Consider the following 19,588-nt stretch of genomic DNA (forward strand, 5'->3'; position numbering starts at 1 on the left):
CAGACATCAGATGCCAGACTTAAAGTCTGATATCTGAAATCTATCTTCTGATATCTTATATACCTTCTTTAGGGTGGTTTTAGCGGTGGGGCTCACCTGTTCCCATTCCGAACACAGAAGTTAAGCCCACCAGCGCCGATGGTACTGCGAAAGCGGGAGAGTAGGCCGCCGCCAGTTTTTATTAAAAAGTCTCATACAGAAATGTGTGAGACTTTTTTGTTTTATACCAAGACCAATACCCATACCAAACCAACTACCTTGGCAATAAGCAATAAGCAATAAGCAATAAGCAATAAGCAAAGTCCTGTACAGAAGTGTACCGGATTTTTTTAGTTCTAAATTTTGACAATGAGTAATGAAATGAGCAGGTCATTGATCTATTCTTCATTTATAACTCATGTTTTATACTTAAATACTATTCTCATATCATCCTGGTTGAATCCTTGTCTCAAACCTTTAGACTACCAGATCCAAATAGGTGATCTTCTATATATGCTTCCTATTAATATTCAATAGGAGCGGGCTTTAGCCCGCTTACCAAATAACCATTATAAAAAGGCTTTAGCCGAAACTTATAGATCAACGCTTTCTTGTATTGCATCTTTTTCCATGTAAAACAGAATCCGCTCAATCTGAAAGATCTGCGTGAGACATTTTACTGTAATTAAAAAAAATATACAGAATGTACATCATTTTAATTGGGGCCTATGGTGAAAACGAGTTGAGAGCTATATGACGTAGCGGGAATAACTACAGAAACACCGGTTATCTGCAACTGCACATTTATTCCAGAGTAGGATACACTGTTACCCAACCCTAAAATTCCGGAAAAGTTTATGGTACAAAATGCTGTATCAGTAGCCTGAAGGATCTCTAAATAAGTAGTTCCGCCATTAACAGTAGCGGTACAGCCAAGACAAAGACCACTAATAGTAGCCGTTCCACCACTTCTTTTTGCGTAAAGATGCAGAGCATTATTCCATGTGGTGGGAGTGTAACGTACGCTTATTCTGGCAGCTCCATTGGAGAGAAGATTAAGAAAAGATCCCGGCATTGTCCCAGATAATATAATTGCATTAGTGGCACTTGCATAAGTTCCTGCATAGTTGTTTCCTGCTTCAGTAATAGCAGGCACACTTACCGTCCAGCCACTTCCGCTGGGAACCACTGTTTGAGCTTGCAGGTAGCTACCTATTATTAACGGAAAGAGATACAGATATTTTTTTACAAGTATATTCCTGAGAAGGCGACTATTGATTTTCATTTTCCAATTTTATTCTGTGATGGTATAGGTGATGATAACAGGGGTGTTGGTACGGGCTGAAAGATTAGCATAAGAACTTACCGAAAGACTGATCGTAAGCATATGCCCGTTATTTGCACCATTTCCGGTAAATGCACCTCCTATTCCTGTAATAATAGTAGCAGCTGTTGTAGTAAGAGTCACCAGCCCTGATGATGTTCCTAATGTTCCCCCGCCAGCTCCTGAAGCTGCAGCTGCCTGCACCCTTATATTAACCCCGGCAATAGGCGTATTGATGGAAGCCGTAATTCTTCTCGTTAATCCTCCGGGTGCAATAGCGGACGTATAATTGACCCATTTTGTTGTGTTGGCTGCCGGAAGAGTTAAAGCCTGTCCTGCTTCTGTAGGAGCTGTAAAGTTCAATGTAAAGTTTCCTGTGGGTTCTATATCCATCAAAGTAACTACAGGAAGGGTCATCGGGATTGTGGTTTGTGAAAATATTGTCCCGGACATGAGACCAAAAACCAGGTATAAGATATGTTGTTTCAGTTTCATTTTTTCTTTTTTAATTCATTATATCCTACTTTGATCATTTCCTGCTGGTATTTGATTTCACCTTGCTGTTTTACAATATGAATCGCTATATTCTGCGTTTCCGATGGTTTAAGGCTGTATTGAAAAGTATCCGTTGCTATTTTATACCGTTTATCAAGACCATTTCTGTAGAGTTTAATTTTCCATTCGCCGGGACGCAGATACATGAAGTCAAAAGTTTCACCGATGAATGCTATTTTCCGGTACGTTTGTTCGCCGTTTGATGCTTCGATGATGATGCTTTGTCTTTTCTTCTTTTCCGCTCTAGGCTGATAATGGGCGAAACTATATTGGTCTTTATCATCATTTTCAGAAAGTTCTATACTGCCTTTAATAGTGGATGCTGTAGTTAAGCCGAAATTGAACGTATTCTCTTTGCCATTAAGGTGTAATGAAGCCGGTAAAGAAATATTGGTAATATCATTAATGCCGGCGGTCGACCGGTCTATTTCCAGAAAATAATCGCCGGGAACAATATTTTTAAACAGGTAATTTCCATCTTTGTCCGTAATGGATAAATGGTTGCCCAGCATCAATCTGATTCCCTCTGTCTTTTTTACGCCCAGATTGCTTATATTTCCTGATAGAGTTGTGTACTCCGCGGTTTTCTGCACAGGAACATTTAGCCGAAGCGTATAGCGCAAAGAAAATATAAAATCCTTATTACCCAGCTCACCGCGTTGCAAAGAATATCTTCCGGACAGATCAAGCTCACTGCCAGGAAATAGTTGCTGATGGAACAAAACCTCAAAAAGATTCCGGTCTCTGAAATATTCCTCAGGCATATAATTATTCTGATAAAAAATGCTCAGACTGGTCTTATCCGAAAACCTGCTGAAAATTCTTGCTCCATAATAAACCTGTTTGTCATTCTGCAGCTGATACCGTGATGTAATGGCATAACTGGCATAAACATTAAACGACGTTTTAAATTTTTCAAATGATATATTCGTGGTGTAGAAACTGGAATTTCCATTAAATCCACTCAGATAATTATTGGTTTTTCCAAACTGTCCCTGAAGATTCACCTGAAACATTCCGATCTGCTGATCAATACTGATTTTGAAATACCTTTCATAATAATCAAACTGTTTCGGTTCCAGACGGTCCTGGTACTTCTGAAAACCATTATACAAAGTAATTAAGCCACTCGGAATATATTTGTACTGAATTCCATACTGTAGAAAACTTCTGTAGGGCGCTGCATAGAACAATGTATCCCGCTGGAAATTCTTGGCATCCTGAATATAATTTCCAAAGACATTCAGCTTTTTAGATAGCCTGTACTGAATACTTCCGTTAAATGTGCTGGTATTGGTGAAATATCCCGCAAATTTTGGACTTGCACGCATATACATCACATTTCCATTAAACCGCTCAAAAGTGGCCTGCGCCTGCGCCATATAAGCCGTTCCTTCCATCTGCTCAGTCTTACTGAACGCAGCCTCTCCCGAAAGAACTATATTTTTTGAAATCCTGAATTTTCCTGTCGTGTAAGGAAGATGAGCTTCAGAATCCAGTCTGATATTGCCGAAATTCATTTCTCCTTTCCTCGGAATTTTATAAAGATATCCAGCTGTAATCTCTGACTCTTTTCTGATTTTAAAGGTTGAATAGATATTAAATTCATCTTTGATATCCCTGAAGAACCGGGGATGATTGTAAAAACCACCCAAACTGACTTTTTTGAAATCATACCGGATTTCTGCTCCGCGACCGTATCTTGCAAACTCCGTTAAATAGGAAGCAGAATAGGTTTTGTCACCGAGATGGACAAAGAAATTCTCTCTTTTATAATTAATGAAATACTCTTCGTATTGAGTAAAAGAATTGAATTCAACAGGGTTTTTTGACACCGCATGAAATTCAATCTGGTTTTTATTGTCTTTGTCCAAGGTTCCTTTACCATATATTTCCCCCTGAAATCCGTCCTGATAAACGCCCATATTCTTCATTCCTATAAATGACATGGATGCCGAAACAGGAAGCCGGTGATAAATATCGTCTTCGACCGGTTTTACCGATATAATTTTTACACTTACGTAAGCGATTTGATTTTCCTTTGGATTATCCTGAGAATAAACAGACAGGTTTAGATTCTGAAATTCATTCTGGCCAAGTTCGGGATTGGTAACCTTATAAATACCGATCACTTTAGATTCGTTCGGACCTAATGTGATGGAAGCATCGTGATCTACCACGGCATTTTTGCTTTCCAAAATCAGCGTTTCGGTAACATTTCCATTATTTTTTAAAAGAAAAGAAGCCTGAATGGTTTCTCCAGCCCGGATAAACTCCGGTGAATTTAATGATGTAAGGCTGAGTTTTCGGCTTCCGGAAATGATCACCTTTGAAGTTTTGGTGAAAGTCGTACCGTCATAACGGTCGGTTCCATGCAGGATGACAGAATAAAGTCCCTGTGCTGCTTCCGCTGAAATACGGATGGGAACAAGATAAATTGTTTTCTCGTGCGCAGAAATTTTAAACTCTGCTTTTGCTAAAATAGGCGTAAGAAAAGGACTTGAAGCTGTAACGGTAAGATCATAGGTTTTATTTTCATCCGAATTATTTTCCAGCGCAAAGGAAATAGAAGTAGACATTCCCGGCATTAGACTATCTTTTTTACTGGCCAATGGACCTGGCTGCTGTTGAGAAAAAATAAGTACCGGGAATAGTGATAACAGGACGATATATAAAATCCAAGTTTTAATCATTCTTTACTTCTAATTCCACATTGAGGGCAAATGCATTTTCTTCTTCATCAGTGGCTATAATGACCGCTTTATACTGATCTGCCGGAACTTTGCTGATATCAATGTAGAATGATTTGGAGGTCTGTGGTAATAATCCCATCGCAATGCTCGTATAGCTTCCGATGCGTTGTCCGGTTTTCCGGTTGTAGATTTCTATAGAGGCTGTAGGTTTGCAGTACAGATTGCCGTTGTTGGCGATGGCTATTTTTGCGATCTGTTTTCCTTCCTCTTTCTCTATTTTTACACTTTCAAATTTAAGGTCCGGTTTTGCTTTTTCCGTTGCATAATCAGTGATGACCTGAATAGCATACCGTACAATGGAAGTGATGTTCACTCCCGCTTTATCATCGCTTGGTTTTATATCTTCTACAGGCTCAACAATAATCACACTCCAATAACTTCCCGGATCTACCGGTTGATTGGGAACCGTGATTTCATAGAACACTTCAGTCTTTTCTTTACCTTTCAGGGTGATCAGATTTGTATTCAGTTTGATCCAGTCACCATTGGTCCTGTTATTCGTACGGATCGCCGTATAATTGATCGAACCATCTGCATGATAGGTAAAGTCCTGTAAAAATAATTTTACATTCTGAGGTTTGCTGCCTGTATTTTCAATCTCCACTTTTCCTTTGTATACTTTTCCGTTTTCTACTTTATAAGCATGGGTAAGACCGTTCAGAACGACAATACCGGCATATAAAAAGCTAAACTGCAGCATCAAAAACATCAAAAGGAACATACGCTTCATCATAATCATGTAAAGTTTGAAATTAAATGGCAGGCCATATAAAACCTGGAAGAAACTGACTGGCGGCTTCTTCTTATAATACTTAAAATTGACAATTAAATCTAGTTATCTGAGATCGTGTAGGTAACTGTTGCCACCGTAGTCGCCGTTGCCTGTAAATCTGCATACGCTGCTACACCTCCGGGACCGCTTCCTGCTGCCAAAGCATACGTAAGATTGTGTCCGTTATTGGTTCCGTTTCCGGTGTAAGCACTTCCGATTCCTGAAATAATGGTTTGATCCGCTGCACTTAAGGTAATCTGAGCGGCAGGCGTACCCAATGTACCGGCTCCACTTCCTGTAGCAGCAGCAGCTGTTACGTGAATATCAATTCCGGGAATAAGAGCACCCACTTTTACAGACACATTACGGGTAGGATCAGCTACAGATTTGATGGATGAATAATTCAGCCAAAGTGTATTGTTAGACGCACTCGCTGTCACAGGGTTACCTGCTTCTGTAGGTGCTGTAAATCCTAATGTGATGTTTTTTGTGGCGGCTGGCTCAATATCTACCAGTGCAACTTCGGGAATAGAAATGGTGATGGTGTGATTGTCAGTATTCGTATCCTGTGCTTGTAATCCTCCGGAAAATGCGGCGGAAAGAAAGCATACTGCAAGGCTAAGGTTTAATTTTTTCATGATGTTTGTTAATTAGTTAAGTGAATTTAATAAAAATCGGTAAATAATAGTAAAAAAATCTTCTTTTTTAAATATTATTAACTATTCTTTTATAGTATTACATTATGTGTTGTAATATTTACATGCAAATTATGTAAAACCAGTTTCTTAAGCTATGATTGTAATCATAAGAAAAGCCCTGCATAAACTATGCAAGGCCTTGGATTTTATGATGTTCCGGGTTATTATGCCCAGTGCGGATCTGAAATGGAAACTTTTCCGGTTTCCACTCTTCCTGCAAAATGCCAGATATGACCGTCCAGGCTTACTTTTATATCATACCAGCCTTTATTTTTGCTGAGATCCAGTTTTATTTTCTCTTCAGGTTGATGCAAAGAAACGGTTTTCTTCGTTTTATCATAGAGATCTTCTACAATAACTGAAACGTTACTTTTTCCCTTTTTGAAAACGAGTTCTGCTTCATTTTTTAAACCGCTGTTCATCAGCTGTACGTCTATTTCCGGTGTATTGTTACCGCTGAATTTGCGGAAGAAACCATTTGGCCCGAAAACTTCATGATCATAGATTCCGGGGTTCACTGCATGTGACAGTTCCTGCTTTGAATACAGGGCATACGAAAAATGATAATCGTTACCGTTAAATTTTGTTCTGTCATAGACTAATAAAGGAACTCCGGCTTCTTTTACATTCGTCATTCTGATCTTTCCACTGTCCAGATTGACATGAAAATGATAAGGAAGCGGGTTGGAAGGCTTACTTCCTCTTTCCTGAATTTCAAGCAGACCGTCATTGATCTCATTTTCAGCGTACCATTTCAAATTGGGAACTGGTTTGCTTTTGGCAGCATTGATGGTCTTTGTAAACTCTTTCTGATTCAGATAATCCATCTGAGGCGCTTTGGTAGGGGAAGAATTGAAGGCAGAAGTAAGATCTCCACAAACCGCTCTTCTCCAGTCACTGATGTTGTCAACATTGACGTCTTTACTGAATTTTTTCTGAATAAATTTCTCCAGAAACTGCAGCACGGAAGTATGGTCCGAAACTTCAGAATTCACAAAACCTCCTTTCGTCCAGGGCGATGCAATGATCATCGGAACTCTGTAGCCTAAACCGACTGTTCCTTCTATTCTTTCATAGTCTTTCAATGAAGGCTGGGACATATATTCTTGGGATTGATCTACGTATTCCACCCCTTCTTTACCGTTCAGATCAACCGGCTGGCTTGGATTAACGGGTGGAGCAAACGGAAGAACATGATCGAAATAACCGTCGTTCTCATCATAATTAATAATGAAAATGGTTTTTTTCCAGGTTTCCGGATCTTTGGTCAGAATATTTAATACCTCTGAAATATACCATGCACCGTACCAAGGCGATCCCGGATGATCTGAAAAATGCTCAGGAGCCACGAGCCATGAAACCAGCGGAAGTTTTTTCTCTTCCACATCTTTCCGGAACTGGAACAGGACATCACCCTTAGGAACGACCAGTTTTTCTCCGTTTTCATCTTGCCCGATCTCAAGATTCCAATAGTCGGGATCATTGATATTGGTGGTGAATGCTTTTTCGTGTAGGTTTTTTTCCTTCTGCGAAAGTTTCGCGTAATTTTCAGGCGAATATAGGGTCTGATCTTCTTCAAGTTCAGCGATCAGTGTCTCAAACCTTTTCTTCTGATCCGGTTTTTTAGCCATCTCTTCTTTCAGATAAGCAATGATCTTAGGAATATTCTGATGATAACCTTTTGAAAATTTCACATTGAAGTTGGAGAACCATTCGATAGGATTATCGGTAAAATTGCTCAACCAGGCTTCCTGCTCACCGGACATTCCCTTCGGAAGACTGATTTCGTTCTGATACATCTTCCAGGATACATTCTGTTCTTCTAAAATTTCAGGAAAGCTTTTCCAATGGGCCTGTTTTGCTTTGTCGTAGTCAATATTTTCATTGTAAACATTAGCTTTTACTTTTCCGTTTTGCTGTTCTCTTAACGTTCCGGACCAATGAAACAGTCTGTTCGGAGTCGTTCCTGTCAGTGATGAGCAAAAGTATTGGTCAAAAATAGTGAATGCATCCGCCAGCTGGTAATAAAAAGGAAGATCTTCCCTGTTGTAGTAGCCCAATGTGAGCGGAATATTTTTATAATCTTTGTTTCCGGAGGCCTTAAACTGAAGCCACTGATCATATTTTCTTTTATTTAAGGCTTTCTGCTGATCAGACCATGAATGAGGCAGAGAGCTCATCCACGTGGATTTCGTATTTCTTAGATCCAGTCGCGCAGGCGAAGCATATTTTCCGGCATTATCTTTTTGAAAGAAAACCGAATGTCCGTCCTGTTTCACGAAAGCTCTTTGGTCTAAAAATCCCCTTACGCCTTTTAATGCTCCGAAAGCATGGTCAAAAGAACGGTTTTCCTGCATAAGGATCACGACATGTTCTGCATCATAAAAAGTAGACAGTGCTGCAGGCTCAATAGCCAATGCTTTTAAAATAGCGGGATGAAGAACGCTTGAAGTTCCCAGTCCGGCCAGCAAAAGGCTTGATTTTTCTAAAAATTCTCTTCTGTTCATGTTCAATCAAAATAAGAAATAAACCGCAAGTTAAAAAGGATTTTCCTGCGGTTGATCTGTTTTTTATATAAATTTCAAGTTCTTACTGAAGCCACCATGGTTTGGAACGGATGTCGTCATTTCCTCCGTACTGGGCTGCCAGTGCTGCTTTCAGGTTGGAGCTGTTGTAGTTGTATTCAGCCTGCGGATATCTGAATCTGAACGGTGCAGAAACTCCGTCTTTCAGTGGATATTCCGGATATCCCGTTCTCAGATAATCATAGTAGGAAGTCCATTGGCTCTGGTGAAACATCGTCATATATTTCTGAGTCATGATTTTTTCCAGACGTTTTTCCAGCAGATCAGAATCACTGTAAACCACCAGCGGCGATGCAAGATATTGATTCACATCAAATCCTGAAAAATATTGTCCCGGATTTTTTACATACGTCTGATAAAAGCTGAAACTGGCTTTAATGGCATTGTCATAATGCGTTTTTGCAGATCCTGAAATCCATCCTCTGCTGGCCGCTTCTGCAAGAATAAACTCAAGTTCCGGATAGCTTAAGATGGAAGAAGGTTCATTGGTAGGATCTTTATAGAAACGGTCGTTGACTTTTGAAATATTTTTTGCAGTGATCAAAGCGGCATTATCCAAATAAGAAGAATTGGGATCTCCTCCATTATATCCTGTAAAATCAGTAACAGGTTTTCCCGCTTCTTTGGCACCTGTAGTCTGCGCTGCAAAAGTGAAAAGACGAGGATCCTGTCTCAGTTTAAACAGATTGATAAAATAATTCGCCATATATAAACTCGACCCGTAACCACTGTTGTTGAACATGGTATATCGGCTGTCCGCAGCATCGGCAAACTTAAGTTCTCCGTTATCTGAAATGGAAGTCATTAAAGGTTGGTTATTGGCAATAGATGCAAATTCAGAAGTTACGCTATAACTTCCTAATGTCATTTTTTTAGACATGGTGATTAAAATCTTGAGTCTAAAAGAATTGATCAGTTTTTTCCATTTGGTAGCATCACCGTTGAAAACGATGTCTCCTTCTATTTTATCTGTGGTATTGATCAGATCATTAGCTTCTTTCAATTCTGATAAAATTCCGGCCATTACCGTTTCCTGGCTGTCATATTTTGGCTGGATAATTCCTGATTCCCCTTTTACGGCTTCTGTGTAAGGGATGCTGCCGAATTTTAAGCTTAAATTAAAAAAATGATACGCTCTGTAGAATTTACCAATAGCCTGGTAGTTCTTATTGTTGAGCTTTGCGGCTTCGTCCATCATTTTCCCTACATTGAGAAGATTTTTGGTATAGGCTTCAAAAGAGGCATCATTCCATTTCATGTATTGATAGGAATTTTCACCGTCTGTCCCGATCATCATCCTGGAAGCATACATATTGTCACCATTGACCTGGAACGAATTTTTAGATACATACGTTAAAAGAACTTTAGGATCTACTGTAGGCTGATCATTAGGGTTTTCATTGATTTTATCGAGATCAGATTCACAAGATGCCAACAGCATGAGCCCTGCAAAAACAGCCGATTTTATACTGAATCTTCTAAGTGATTTTGCCGTTCTACCATTTTGAGATTTAGCGATAGTATTGATATTGTTTTTCATTGTTCAGGATACTTATTAATTAAAATTTAAGATTAAATCCGATTCCGATCCATCTGCTGGAAGGATCTTGGATATCATTCACGTCTTTTGAACCGATCTGGTAGTCAGGATCAGAATAAAGATTCTTGGATTTTTTCCACATCGCCAGATTATAAGCTGAAATATTGGCGGTGAAATTTTTGATCATTCCTTTCGGATTAAGGAGATAAGAGAAGTCATATTCCAGCACTACAGATCTCAGTTTGATAAAAGTTCTGTCGAAAACATTCGCAAACAGTTCGCTTTCGTCCTGTGTTACCCTGGCCTGGTAAGGATAATTCTGTGCCCATTCCTGAAAGTTGATCGGTTTTGTGTGAGGCGTATAGGTTCCCGTAGTGGCATTGTAATTGACTCCATCCGGAACGAAATAATAAGTTCCCGGATTGGCATATTCAAGATCTCTGTACTCCGTTGAGTTCGGGTGTTTTCCACCCCACCACATTTTTTCAACAACCTGGGATCTCATGACACCGCCTATGCTTCCGTCGATTCCGATATTCAGGGTGAATTTTTTATATTTGAATGTGTTATTGAAGCCAAATGTCCAGTCCGGATTGAAATGACCCAGATTGCTTGGTGCATCTGCTCTTGTCGGCATTCCTGTTTTGGCATCCAGAATGACCTTGCCGTCCGGAGATTTCTTCCAGGTATAATCATAGAAGCTGTCCATTCTTTCACCTAGTTTGATGTTGTTATAGTTCAGCATATTGTCGTAGATCGAAGTCAGTTTCTGTTCGTAAGTACTCCAGTTGATTAAAGATTTCCACGTGAAATTGGCTGTTTTTACAGGAACCAGACCCAGGGAAATCTCCAGACCTTTCGTTGTATACTCGTTGCCGTTTACATATTGAGACGTAAAACCTGATGATGATGCAGTCGGGAACTGAAGAATATTATTATAGTCGAGTGTTCTGAAATAAGTAACATCCAAAGTAAGCCTGTTCTTGAATAATCCTGCACTCATTCCAAGTTCATAAGATTTGGTCTGTTCAGGTTTTAAAGAGTTTTCAATATTCAGGATCGTAGGATAATTGAACATCGGGTTTCCGTTGAAAGTAGCGCCCTCATTGTTAAAGTAATAGTTTCTGGTTGAATACGGCTTAAAATCATAAGCTACCTTCGCCCACGAAGCTGAAAGTTTTAAAAGACTTACCGCTTCCGGCATTTTTACCAGATTTGAAATCACTGCACTTACTGATGCAGAAGGATAGAAGTAAGATCTGTTGGCTTTCGGAAGGGTGGAAGACCAGTCATTACGTCCGGAGACGTTGATGAAAAAGGCATCATACAAACCGATATCAATGGTTGAGTACGCACTGTAGATTAGTTTTTCTTTAAGGTAATCAAAGTATTTTACGGCACCTGTGGAGTTTTCTAGTGAATACAGCTCAGGAATCTTCAATCCGTCTGTTGAAGCATTGTCTACGTTGTTTTTATAGTAAAAGGTAGAACCTCCGGCATTGATGGTAAAATCGAAATTATCCGAGATCTTTTTCTTGTAGGTAGCCAGTACATCAGAGTTCAGATTCCAGGTTTTGGTATCATTCAGAAGATAACCACCGCTTCTTGGAGCACTGTAATTGAAGTAAGAATATGGACTGAAAATTTCCTGCTTATTGTGATTTTCAACTAACGATATCTTACCTTTTACAGAGAAATCTTCCGTGGCTTTATATTCCAGACCCGTCTGTGCATTGATGACATTGGTTCTGTTCTTGTTTTTATAATACTCAGCTCCGAACCATGGGTTATTGTACCATGCATAATTCCAGTTGGCCTGTGCAGTGCCCTGTTTACCCGGAACCCACATATGGTTTTTAAGATCTCTTCCGTCTACATCTGCTCCCATCCAGATCAGAATGGTGTACATATGTCCGCTTGGATTGTAATCGTAGTTCGGAATATTGGGCGTAAAGGTTTGATTGAAATTGAATTTGGTATCAAAAGTCAGCTTTTCACCTAAATGATTTTCAGAAGAGAAATTGACCCCGTAACGCTGAAGATAAGATCCGGGAACCCTGTCATCATAATTCATGAAGTTTCCGGAAACCCTATAGATATCTTTGTTGTTTTTATAACTGATCGCGAAACTGTTGTTGTTAATGACAGCCGGCTTTAAAAATGTACTTAAGTTATCGTGGTATTTCCAGTCGATTGGAACTCTTTCGTATCTTGACTTATCATTGTACTGCGTTCCGGTTACCGCACCATACCAAGGCGTTACCTGTCCTGTCAGTTTATCTCTGATCGGGCTGTTCCACTGGGCAATTTGCCGTCCCGGAATAAATTTTGGTCCCCAGATCATATCACCGTCATTCACACCACCGTCAGCCCCGTCCCAGAATTCATATTTTCCCTGTGAACCGTTTCCGTATTCAGTCTGGGTTTTGGGAAGGTTGGTAAATCCTGTGGTCACCATGGTATTTTGAGAGAACTCTACCGAGAAACCATTCTTCTTAGCATTTTTAGTAGTGATCAAAACAGCTCCGTATCTTCCTCTTGAACCGTAAAGGGCAGAAGCGGTGGCCCCTTTCAGAACGTTGATGTTGGCAATATTATTAGGATCCAGATTCTGGAAAACTTCTTTTTCTACAATCACCCCGTCGATAACGAAAACCAGATTGGAATTTCCTCTCAAAGTAAACTGTGGTGCCTGCTGCATTCCGGTAGGATTGGACACATTCAGACCCGCCACCTGTCCTGAAAATAAGTTTCCTATACTCGGCGTGGTGATGGTTTCAAACTGTTTGGTACCCACTTCCTGAGTAGAGTAGCCGATTTTTTCTTTCTTCTTGGCAATACCCAAAGCTGTAATGACAACACCTTCAATCTGCTTTTCGCTTGCTTTAGTCAAAACAACAGAATATTGTCTTTTAGTAGAAACTTCCACCGTATACATGGAAAAATCAGGAGCATAAAACTCAAGGATGTCTTTGGGATTGGCAGAGATGGTAAAATTACCACTTTCGTCAGTCACCGTGGTTTTTCCGGTGTTTTTGTCAGTAATACTTACGCCGGAAACGCTGGAGCCGTTTTCGGATTTTACATTTCCGGTGATGTTAATTTCCTGGGCAGTAAGATAAAGGGGGAGTAAAAAAACAGCAAAAGTAGCTAAAGTCTTCTTCATTTTTTTTGAGAACAAATTTAGCGGCGCAGTGTTACCAGTGTTTTAATGTGGTATTAAAATAAAAACACGATTTAAATATTTTTTAACAAAAACATTTAACATAATAATAAAACACAAAAAGCTCTCATGTCTTAAGATTTGCTTTTATTTTACTATGTATTATATTCTCCAAAAACCTGAATTTTTATCGATGAATGAACAAACTTTTTAAACACAAAGTTTTAAGAATACAAAGAAGAAAATCAATTCGATGAAGCGTACGGATAAAAAGTGTGCTTATTCAGTGGCGCAGCCACATCTCTTTGCCTACCTTGAAACTAAGGTATATAGTATGGAAACTTTGCGTTAAAATAAATTTTGGCAGATTGTATACCAGGTTGTTTCGAAGAATAATGAAAAATAGGGTCCTAGAATCTACTCAGGATACCCCAGTGAATCTTAATATCATTAAATTTAAAAGGATTTCCGAACTCATTACCATTCGAAAGCTGGAAACTCATCAGCCCAATCGGGATAAAAAAGTTAAAACCAAGTCCGACACTGTAAAGCTTTGGCTTGACATTTAACGATTTATTATTAAGCTGACCGTATTGTCCAAAGAAGTCAAAAAATGCCTGGTTACCAATGAGATAACGATATTCTAATCCTGCGTAGTAATAAAAATCAGCGGCAAGAGATTTCTCATTGAAACCCCGCATGGAATTCCAGCCCCCGAACCGGTATAATTCATTCGCGGAGAACTCAACTTTAGAATCCATCATCGCGCCTTCCGCTTTTATATTGAGGAAATGATTGCCGGAAATATGATAATTATGTTCCCCAAAGAAATAGAACTGGTTCTGATTGGCTTTAATATTATCTTTACTGTAAGTCGTTGTAAGGTAATCGTATCCGGCATTGATCCTGGTTTTATAAAGGAAAAGATCAATATCCGTTGGATCCGTCATTTCAAACCAGATTCCGAGACCTTTTTTGTTATAATCTTTCCCCTGAACATACAGCGTATCAATGATGCTCGATGTTTCCAGAGTTCCTCTCAGTCCGATTTTATTACGGTTGTTGATATGATAATAGAAAGCCGGAAGGAATTTTACATTGGCGAAAGTGGAATCCTGTCTGAAAATATTGACTTTTAGATTCATTCCGACATTGGATTTAAGCAGGTACGGAATATCGGTCTGAAGATCGAAAGTCTGTCCTTTATCCGGGTTTCTCTGCCAGTACAGATTGACTGTTTCAAAACCATTGAACATATTCCTGAAATTCACGTTCAGCGTTCCGTTCAGGGTAAATTTTTCTGTTTTATCATTTCCGAAACCGATCACCCCATCGAAAGTATTCGTTTTTTTCTTTTCCATAAACAGGTAAATGCTTGTGGAATCTTTGGTGAATAAAGTTTGAGGAGGCCGCTCCAACGTAACGAAAGCATGGCTCTGGAAATTTTTACTGATCGCAAGAAGATTTTTTTCGTCGTACGTTTTTCCTTTGAATTCCTTTTCCAGGTTTTTCATAAACCTTCTCGGAACCCTTTCGTAGCCTTTAACGACAAAACCATTGATCGTACGTTTGTCATTTTTATTGATATCCAGTTCTATCACAGGATAACCATTTTTCTGGCCTTTATATTTAGATTTCAGTCGGCTGAAAGAATAACCGTCATCAATGTATTTTTTGTTGATGCTTTTCTTTGTGGAATCTAAATTTTTGGTGAAAAAATCTTTCTGAATTTTTAGTTTCTGTGTAATGGAATCAGAAAGTTCCACATACGTTTCATTAAAGTTTTTTCCTTTTTCGTAGAAAATTTCTGTGCTGTCTCCTTTTGCTTTTACGTCTTTCAGTTTTGTGAAGAAATAATTGCTTTGAGATAGAGAATCCAGAAATTTCACTGCAGAAACGGAATCTTTTACTTTTTTTCTGACCTTAGTTTCCGTGTCGATGAGCCAATACTGCTTCTTCTGCGCTTGTACAAAAACGCAGAACAGAACGAAAAATATTTTTAGAAATAACTTCAATGCTCAATTTGTCTAAACCATTAACTGATATTTTAAGAATTAATTCAAGATCACTTTATATCTTAATGGTTCAAACCTGTATTAAATAATTTTTTTTAAATAACTGAATTTAGTCCAGTTTATTATACTTCTTCATCAGATTTTCATAGGTTCCCTGTGGAAGAATCCATTTCAACGGAACTCCGATCTTCTGCCCGAATTTACCAAAATAATAATGGGCCTTCCATTTATTCTTATTCAAAAGATTGTCAACGTAGGTAGCTACCTCAAGAGGTTCGGTTCCATCGCCCACATGAGAATTCATCAAAGCATAGACTTTATCAAATACACTTTTATACGGTGCGGAAACTTCCGTTCTTACCCTGTTCTCTGCAATATTCGTTTTAATGTCACCAAGGTGCAGCGAGCAGACATCGATATTCCAGGGATAGACTTCATACCTCATCGCTTCCGTTACTTTGTCCAGTGCCGATTTTGATGCAGAATAAAAACCACGGAAAGGAAGTCCCATTTCACTTCCGATACTCGAAATATTGATGATCTTTCCAAATTTGTTTTCACGCATTTTCGGAAGAACGGCGCTCATCATCTGAACAGAGCCTACAAGATTCAGGTTGAAAAGTTTTAAAATATCTTCCTTGGTAGAATCTTCCACAGCGCCCACCATTCCCATTCCGGCATTGTTGATCAGAACATCAATCTTCGATTCTGTTTTTAAAACTTCTGCGATTGCATTCTGAACGGCAAGGTTGTCAGTAACATCCGTCGGGATAGACGTGAAATACTGGCTTTCTGTATGTTTTCGGCTTAAACCGTATACTTTATGGCCTTTCTTTCCAAAATATTCTGCCAGTACAAAACCTATTCCTGAGGAGGTTCCAGTGATGATGATCGTCATTGAATTGTTTATAATTTTTTAGACTTTATAATTTTTGTTCGGGATGCCGGTGAACCGTTTTTTACCAAGTGTCACAACGTAAACCGTATTTCCAGCAAATGTAAAAAAAGAAAAGTGAACTCTCTTATTTATTTACAGCTTAAAATCAGTCAGTCTTTTGACTTACAAAAGTTGAGTTATTCAAACTTAAAAGAAAGTTAACAGCGAAGAGGGTTGTAGTATAAATGAAATGATTAATTTAAAATATGTATCTATTTGATATTTAGATGTTTAAAATTATGCAAATGAATAGTGTTAATATAAATTGCTAATGTTTCTTAATAAAAACATAAGGAAATCTTAATGAACTGCCGGACAGACCTGCTCTAATTTTGCATCTAATAAAAAAGGATGAAATGAATGTATTTAAAATCCCGGTCTCTGTGAGTTACTTAACTGGACGGGTTTTGTTAATTGGGGCTGTATCAGTCTCACCTTTGGTTCTATCTCAAAAACAAGACAGTCTAAAGGAGAAATCCATAGATGAGGTTGTGGTAGTAGGATATGGAACACAAAAGAAAAGTAAGGTCTCAGGGGCAGTTTCTGAAGCTTCACTGGACAAACTTACTTCCAGATCTTTATCCGGTGTAGGAGAAGTGCTTCAGGGAAAAGCTCCCGGAGTGACGGTGATCAATGAAGGCGGAGATCCCAACGGTACACCGAAAGTGAATATCCGTGGTCTGGGAGGAATTAATGGAGAAACGCCGCTTTATGTGATAGATGGGGTGGTTTTTAACGGAACACCTTCCATTAATCCTAATGATATTCAGGATATATCTGTCCTTAAAGATGCTTCTGCCGCCATTTACGGAGCAAGATCTTCCGGAGGGGTGATCCTCATTACTACTAAAAGAGGAAAGAAAGGAAACCTTACTGTAGACTTTGATGTTAAATACGGAGTGAATAATGCCTGGAGAATGAAAGAATCTCTGAATGCCGCAGAATTTCAGGATGTGATGTACAAAGCTTACGAAAATGCCGGTAAGCTAAACAGTCTGCCCATTGCATTCAATCCTGAGAAGTATCCGGACGGGCGAGTGACCAGAACAGACTGGATGAAAGAAATTTTCAGGACCGGAACCATTCAGGAATATAATGTTAATCTAAGCGGGGGAAGTGAAAAATCCCGGTTTTTTGTGGGAATGAACCACAGAAATATAGAAGGAATTCTCCTCAATACCCAGGCAAAACGATATAATTTCAGAGTCAATTCCGAACATAAAGTAAAAGACTGGCTGACGATCGGAGAAAATATGTACTACAATTATTCTGACGGCAATACAGCTGATACGAAAAGCGGCTACACAGGAGCACTGATTGCAGCCATGTATTATCCGCCCAATGTCCCGGCTTATACGCCTTCCGGAGCATTTTCAGGATTACCGATAGATGTGGCCGGAGGCTATGGAGATATGATTAATCCGGTGGCTTATCTTCAAAGGATCAGCATCAGAAACCCGACCCATGAGATTCTCATCAATCCATATGCTGAAATCACTTTGGCTAAAAATTTAAAATTCAGATCTAATTTTTCCCAGACATTCAAAATAGGAACGATAAAGAATTTCACCTACAGAGTGCTGGAAGTAGGGAAAATTTTTGACACCAATAATCTGGAATATCAGTCGAATAATTCTTCTACTTCTTTAGCAGAGCAGCTCCTTACCTATAAAACGACTTTTGGTCAGCATAATTTTGATTTCCTGGGCGGATTTACTTTCCAAAAAACCATTGACGAAGGTTTTATGGCGAAAGCGTATGACTTCAGAAGTGAGTCGGAGGTGTTTCAGCATCTTCAGAACGCTGCCGATACCAATAAAGATGTTTCCAGTTATAAATACCAACAGGCTTTGATCTCTTATCTGGCAAGGGTAAATTATGATTATGCAGGTAAATATGTGATCAGCTTATTAGGACGAAGAGACGGTTCTTCATTGGTGGCGAAGCAGAACAGGTTTGCTAATTACTATGCTCTTTCCGGAGCGTGGGTAGTATCCAAAGAAAACTTTATGGAGAATATTTCCTGGCTTTCAAATTTTAAACTGAGAGGAAGCTACGGTATTCTTGGGAATCTGGGCGGTATTTCGCCACAGGCAGTTAATCCGTTAATGATCAGAGATAATAATGTTATTTTCGGACAGGATCCTTCTCAGAATATTGCTTACTATGCGACAACACGCCCGAATCCTAATTTGAAATGGGGAAAATCGGAGCAGACCAACCTTGGTGTAGACGCTTCTTTCCTGCATAACAGTCTTTCCTTACAGTTTGATTATTTCGTGAAAAACTCCAAGGACCAGATCTTCAATGTGAGTTTACCAAGTACAGCGACTTATAATAATCAGTACATCAATGCCGGATTGTTCCAGGATAAAGGTTATGAACTCGGAATTAATTATAATGGCAAAAAAACAGGGGATTTCACTTATTCCGTGGGAGTTACCTTTAGTCAACTAAAAAACACGGTGAAGCAATTGGCCGATGTGGATGAGATTTTCATCAACAGTAATGGAGTAAGAGGCGTTTTGAAACCTACCCGTATTAAAGTAGGGGAGTCGCTATACTCTTATTATGGCTACAAAACAGGAGGTATTTTCCAGTCACAGGAGGAGATCAACAATTACAAAGATGCCAATGGAAATCTTATCCAGCCCAATGCTAAACCGGGTGATATTAAATTCCTTAAAAAGGATGGAAATGTGGGAGTACTCAATAACAATGATTTTGTGAATCTCGGAAATCCTTATCCTAAATTTTCCTACGGACTTTCCTACAATATGACCTGGAAAAGTTTTGATCTGAATGTTTTCTTCCAGGGAGTGTACGGGAACAAGATATTCAATGGGATGAAGTTTGTCTCGTTGAACCCGGGCGGTACAGGGCAGAATTATAATATGGACAGAGATATCCTGAATGCATGGACTCCACAAAACACCAATACCGATATTCCAAGACTGGTGCACGGTGACCCAAGCGGTAATTATTCTAAAGTATCGGATTTCTATGTGGAAGACGGATCTTATCTGAGGCTGAAAAACCTTACCATCGGTTATTCGCTACCGAAAGATATTTACAGCAGGATCAATGTGAACAGGCTGAGAATTTATGTGACCACCAACAATTTATTCACCATCACAAAATATACAGGGTTTGATCCTGAAGTGGGAATGGATACGTATGGCGTGGACACCGGAAGATATCCACAGGCACGATCATTTATTTTCGGAGTGGAAGTGGGATTATAATTTTAAAAGATAAAAAAGAATA

The 19,588-nt window shown here is 39.2% G+C and carries 11 protein-coding genes and 1 rRNA gene; 2 read left to right on the forward strand and 10 right to left on the reverse strand.

Translation table 11 applies throughout. From position 1 onward, the window contains the following. Positions 1–69: 69 nt before the first annotated feature. A 5S ribosomal RNA gene (rrf, locus tag BUA72_RS00005) occupies positions 70–177 on the forward strand. 517 nt (positions 178–694) lie between these two features. Here rrf and BUA72_RS00010 read toward each other — a convergent pair. The 10 genes from BUA72_RS00010 to BUA72_RS00055 all read right to left on the reverse strand — a co-directional run bounded on the left by BUA72_RS00010 (position 695) and on the right by BUA72_RS00055 (position 16,282). Next, positions 695–1,264 carry a hypothetical protein gene (locus BUA72_RS00010; RefSeq protein WP_072921174.1) on the reverse strand — a complete coding sequence of 190 codons (570 nt, stop codon included), beginning with the start codon at positions 1,262–1,264 and terminating at the stop codon, positions 695–697. Positions 1,265–1,273: 9 nt separating this feature from the next. Then, positions 1,274–1,798 (reverse strand): hypothetical protein, encoded by a 525-nt coding sequence (locus BUA72_RS00015; RefSeq protein ID WP_072921177.1) that lies wholly within the window; start codon positions 1,796–1,798, stop codon positions 1,274–1,276. Then, on the reverse strand, positions 1,795–4,551 hold the full coding sequence (locus BUA72_RS00020; RefSeq protein ID WP_072921180.1) for a COG1470 family protein: 2,757 nt from the start codon (positions 4,549–4,551) through the stop codon (positions 1,795–1,797). Before BUA72_RS00020 ends, BUA72_RS00015 begins: the two co-directional genes overlap by 4 nt. After that, the gene (locus BUA72_RS00025) at positions 4,544–5,344 is read right to left on the reverse strand and encodes a WxL protein host-binding domain-containing protein (protein WP_034731717.1); all 801 of its coding nucleotides are present in this window, start codon (positions 5,342–5,344) and stop codon (positions 4,544–4,546) included. Before BUA72_RS00025 ends, BUA72_RS00020 begins: the two co-directional genes overlap by 8 nt. A 98-nt stretch (positions 5,345–5,442) precedes the next feature. Next, on the reverse strand, positions 5,443–6,021 hold the full coding sequence (locus tag BUA72_RS00030; RefSeq protein WP_047453098.1) for a hypothetical protein: 579 nt from the start codon (positions 6,019–6,021) through the stop codon (positions 5,443–5,445). Positions 6,022–6,245: 224 nt separating this feature from the next. Next, positions 6,246–8,588, reverse strand: a complete 2,343-nt coding sequence (locus BUA72_RS00035; RefSeq protein WP_072921181.1) for a phosphocholine-specific phospholipase C — start codon at positions 8,586–8,588, stop codon at positions 6,246–6,248. 82 nt (positions 8,589–8,670) lie between these two features. Next, complete coding sequence (locus BUA72_RS00040) at positions 8,671–10,206, reverse strand: SusD/RagB family nutrient-binding outer membrane lipoprotein (protein WP_072921183.1); 1,536 nt, start codon at positions 10,204–10,206, stop codon at positions 8,671–8,673. 19 nt (positions 10,207–10,225) lie between these two features. After that, complete coding sequence (locus tag BUA72_RS00045) at positions 10,226–13,372, reverse strand: SusC/RagA family TonB-linked outer membrane protein (RefSeq protein WP_072921185.1); 3,147 nt, start codon at positions 13,370–13,372, stop codon at positions 10,226–10,228. A gap of 407 nt (positions 13,373–13,779) precedes the next feature. Beyond that, positions 13,780–15,384 (reverse strand): BamA/TamA family outer membrane protein, encoded by a 1,605-nt coding sequence (locus BUA72_RS00050; protein WP_072921187.1) that lies wholly within the window; start codon positions 15,382–15,384, stop codon positions 13,780–13,782. 109 nt (positions 15,385–15,493) lie between these two features. Then, positions 15,494–16,282, reverse strand: coding sequence for an SDR family oxidoreductase (locus tag BUA72_RS00055; RefSeq protein WP_072921190.1), 789 nt, complete (start codon positions 16,280–16,282; stop codon positions 15,494–15,496). A gap of 395 nt (positions 16,283–16,677) precedes the next feature. On the opposite strand from BUA72_RS00055, the gene BUA72_RS00060 reads away from it, so the two are divergent. After that, on the forward strand, positions 16,678–19,566 hold the full coding sequence (locus BUA72_RS00060; RefSeq protein ID WP_072921192.1) for a SusC/RagA family TonB-linked outer membrane protein: 2,889 nt from the start codon (positions 16,678–16,680) through the stop codon (positions 19,564–19,566). The last annotated feature ends 22 nt before the right edge of the window (positions 19,567–19,588 follow it).

Source organism: Chryseobacterium sp. OV279 (assembly GCF_900128945.1).
Taxonomy (GTDB): Bacteria; Bacteroidota; Bacteroidia; order Flavobacteriales; family Weeksellaceae; genus Chryseobacterium.

Bases quoted from the DNA above. Each gene is read 5' to 3' on its own strand.
- BUA72_RS00060 (WP_072921192.1), top strand. From the start codon at position 16,678: ATGAATGTATTTAAAATCCCGGTCTCTGTGAGTTACTTAACTGGACGG.
- BUA72_RS00035 (WP_072921181.1), bottom strand. From the start codon at position 8,588: ATGAACAGAAGAGAATTTTTAGAAAAATCAAGCCTTTTGCTGGCCGGA.
- BUA72_RS00040 (WP_072921183.1), bottom strand. From the start codon at position 10,206: ATGAAAAACAATATCAATACTATCGCTAAATCTCAAAATGGTAGAACG.
- BUA72_RS00025 (WP_034731717.1), bottom strand. From the start codon at position 5,344: ATGATGAAGCGTATGTTCCTTTTGATGTTTTTGATGCTGCAGTTTAGC.
- BUA72_RS00020 (WP_072921180.1), bottom strand. From the start codon at position 4,551: ATGATTAAAACTTGGATTTTATATATCGTCCTGTTATCACTATTCCCG.
- BUA72_RS00010 (WP_072921174.1), bottom strand. From the start codon at position 1,264: ATGAAAATCAATAGTCGCCTTCTCAGGAATATACTTGTAAAAAAATAT.
- BUA72_RS00055 (WP_072921190.1), bottom strand. From the start codon at position 16,282: ATGACGATCATCATCACTGGAACCTCCTCAGGAATAGGTTTTGTACTG.
- BUA72_RS00030 (WP_047453098.1), bottom strand. From the start codon at position 6,021: ATGAAAAAATTAAACCTTAGCCTTGCAGTATGCTTTCTTTCCGCCGCA.
- BUA72_RS00045 (WP_072921185.1), bottom strand. From the start codon at position 13,372: ATGAAGAAGACTTTAGCTACTTTTGCTGTTTTTTTACTCCCCCTTTAT.
- BUA72_RS00015 (WP_072921177.1), bottom strand. From the start codon at position 1,798: ATGAAACTGAAACAACATATCTTATACCTGGTTTTTGGTCTCATGTCC.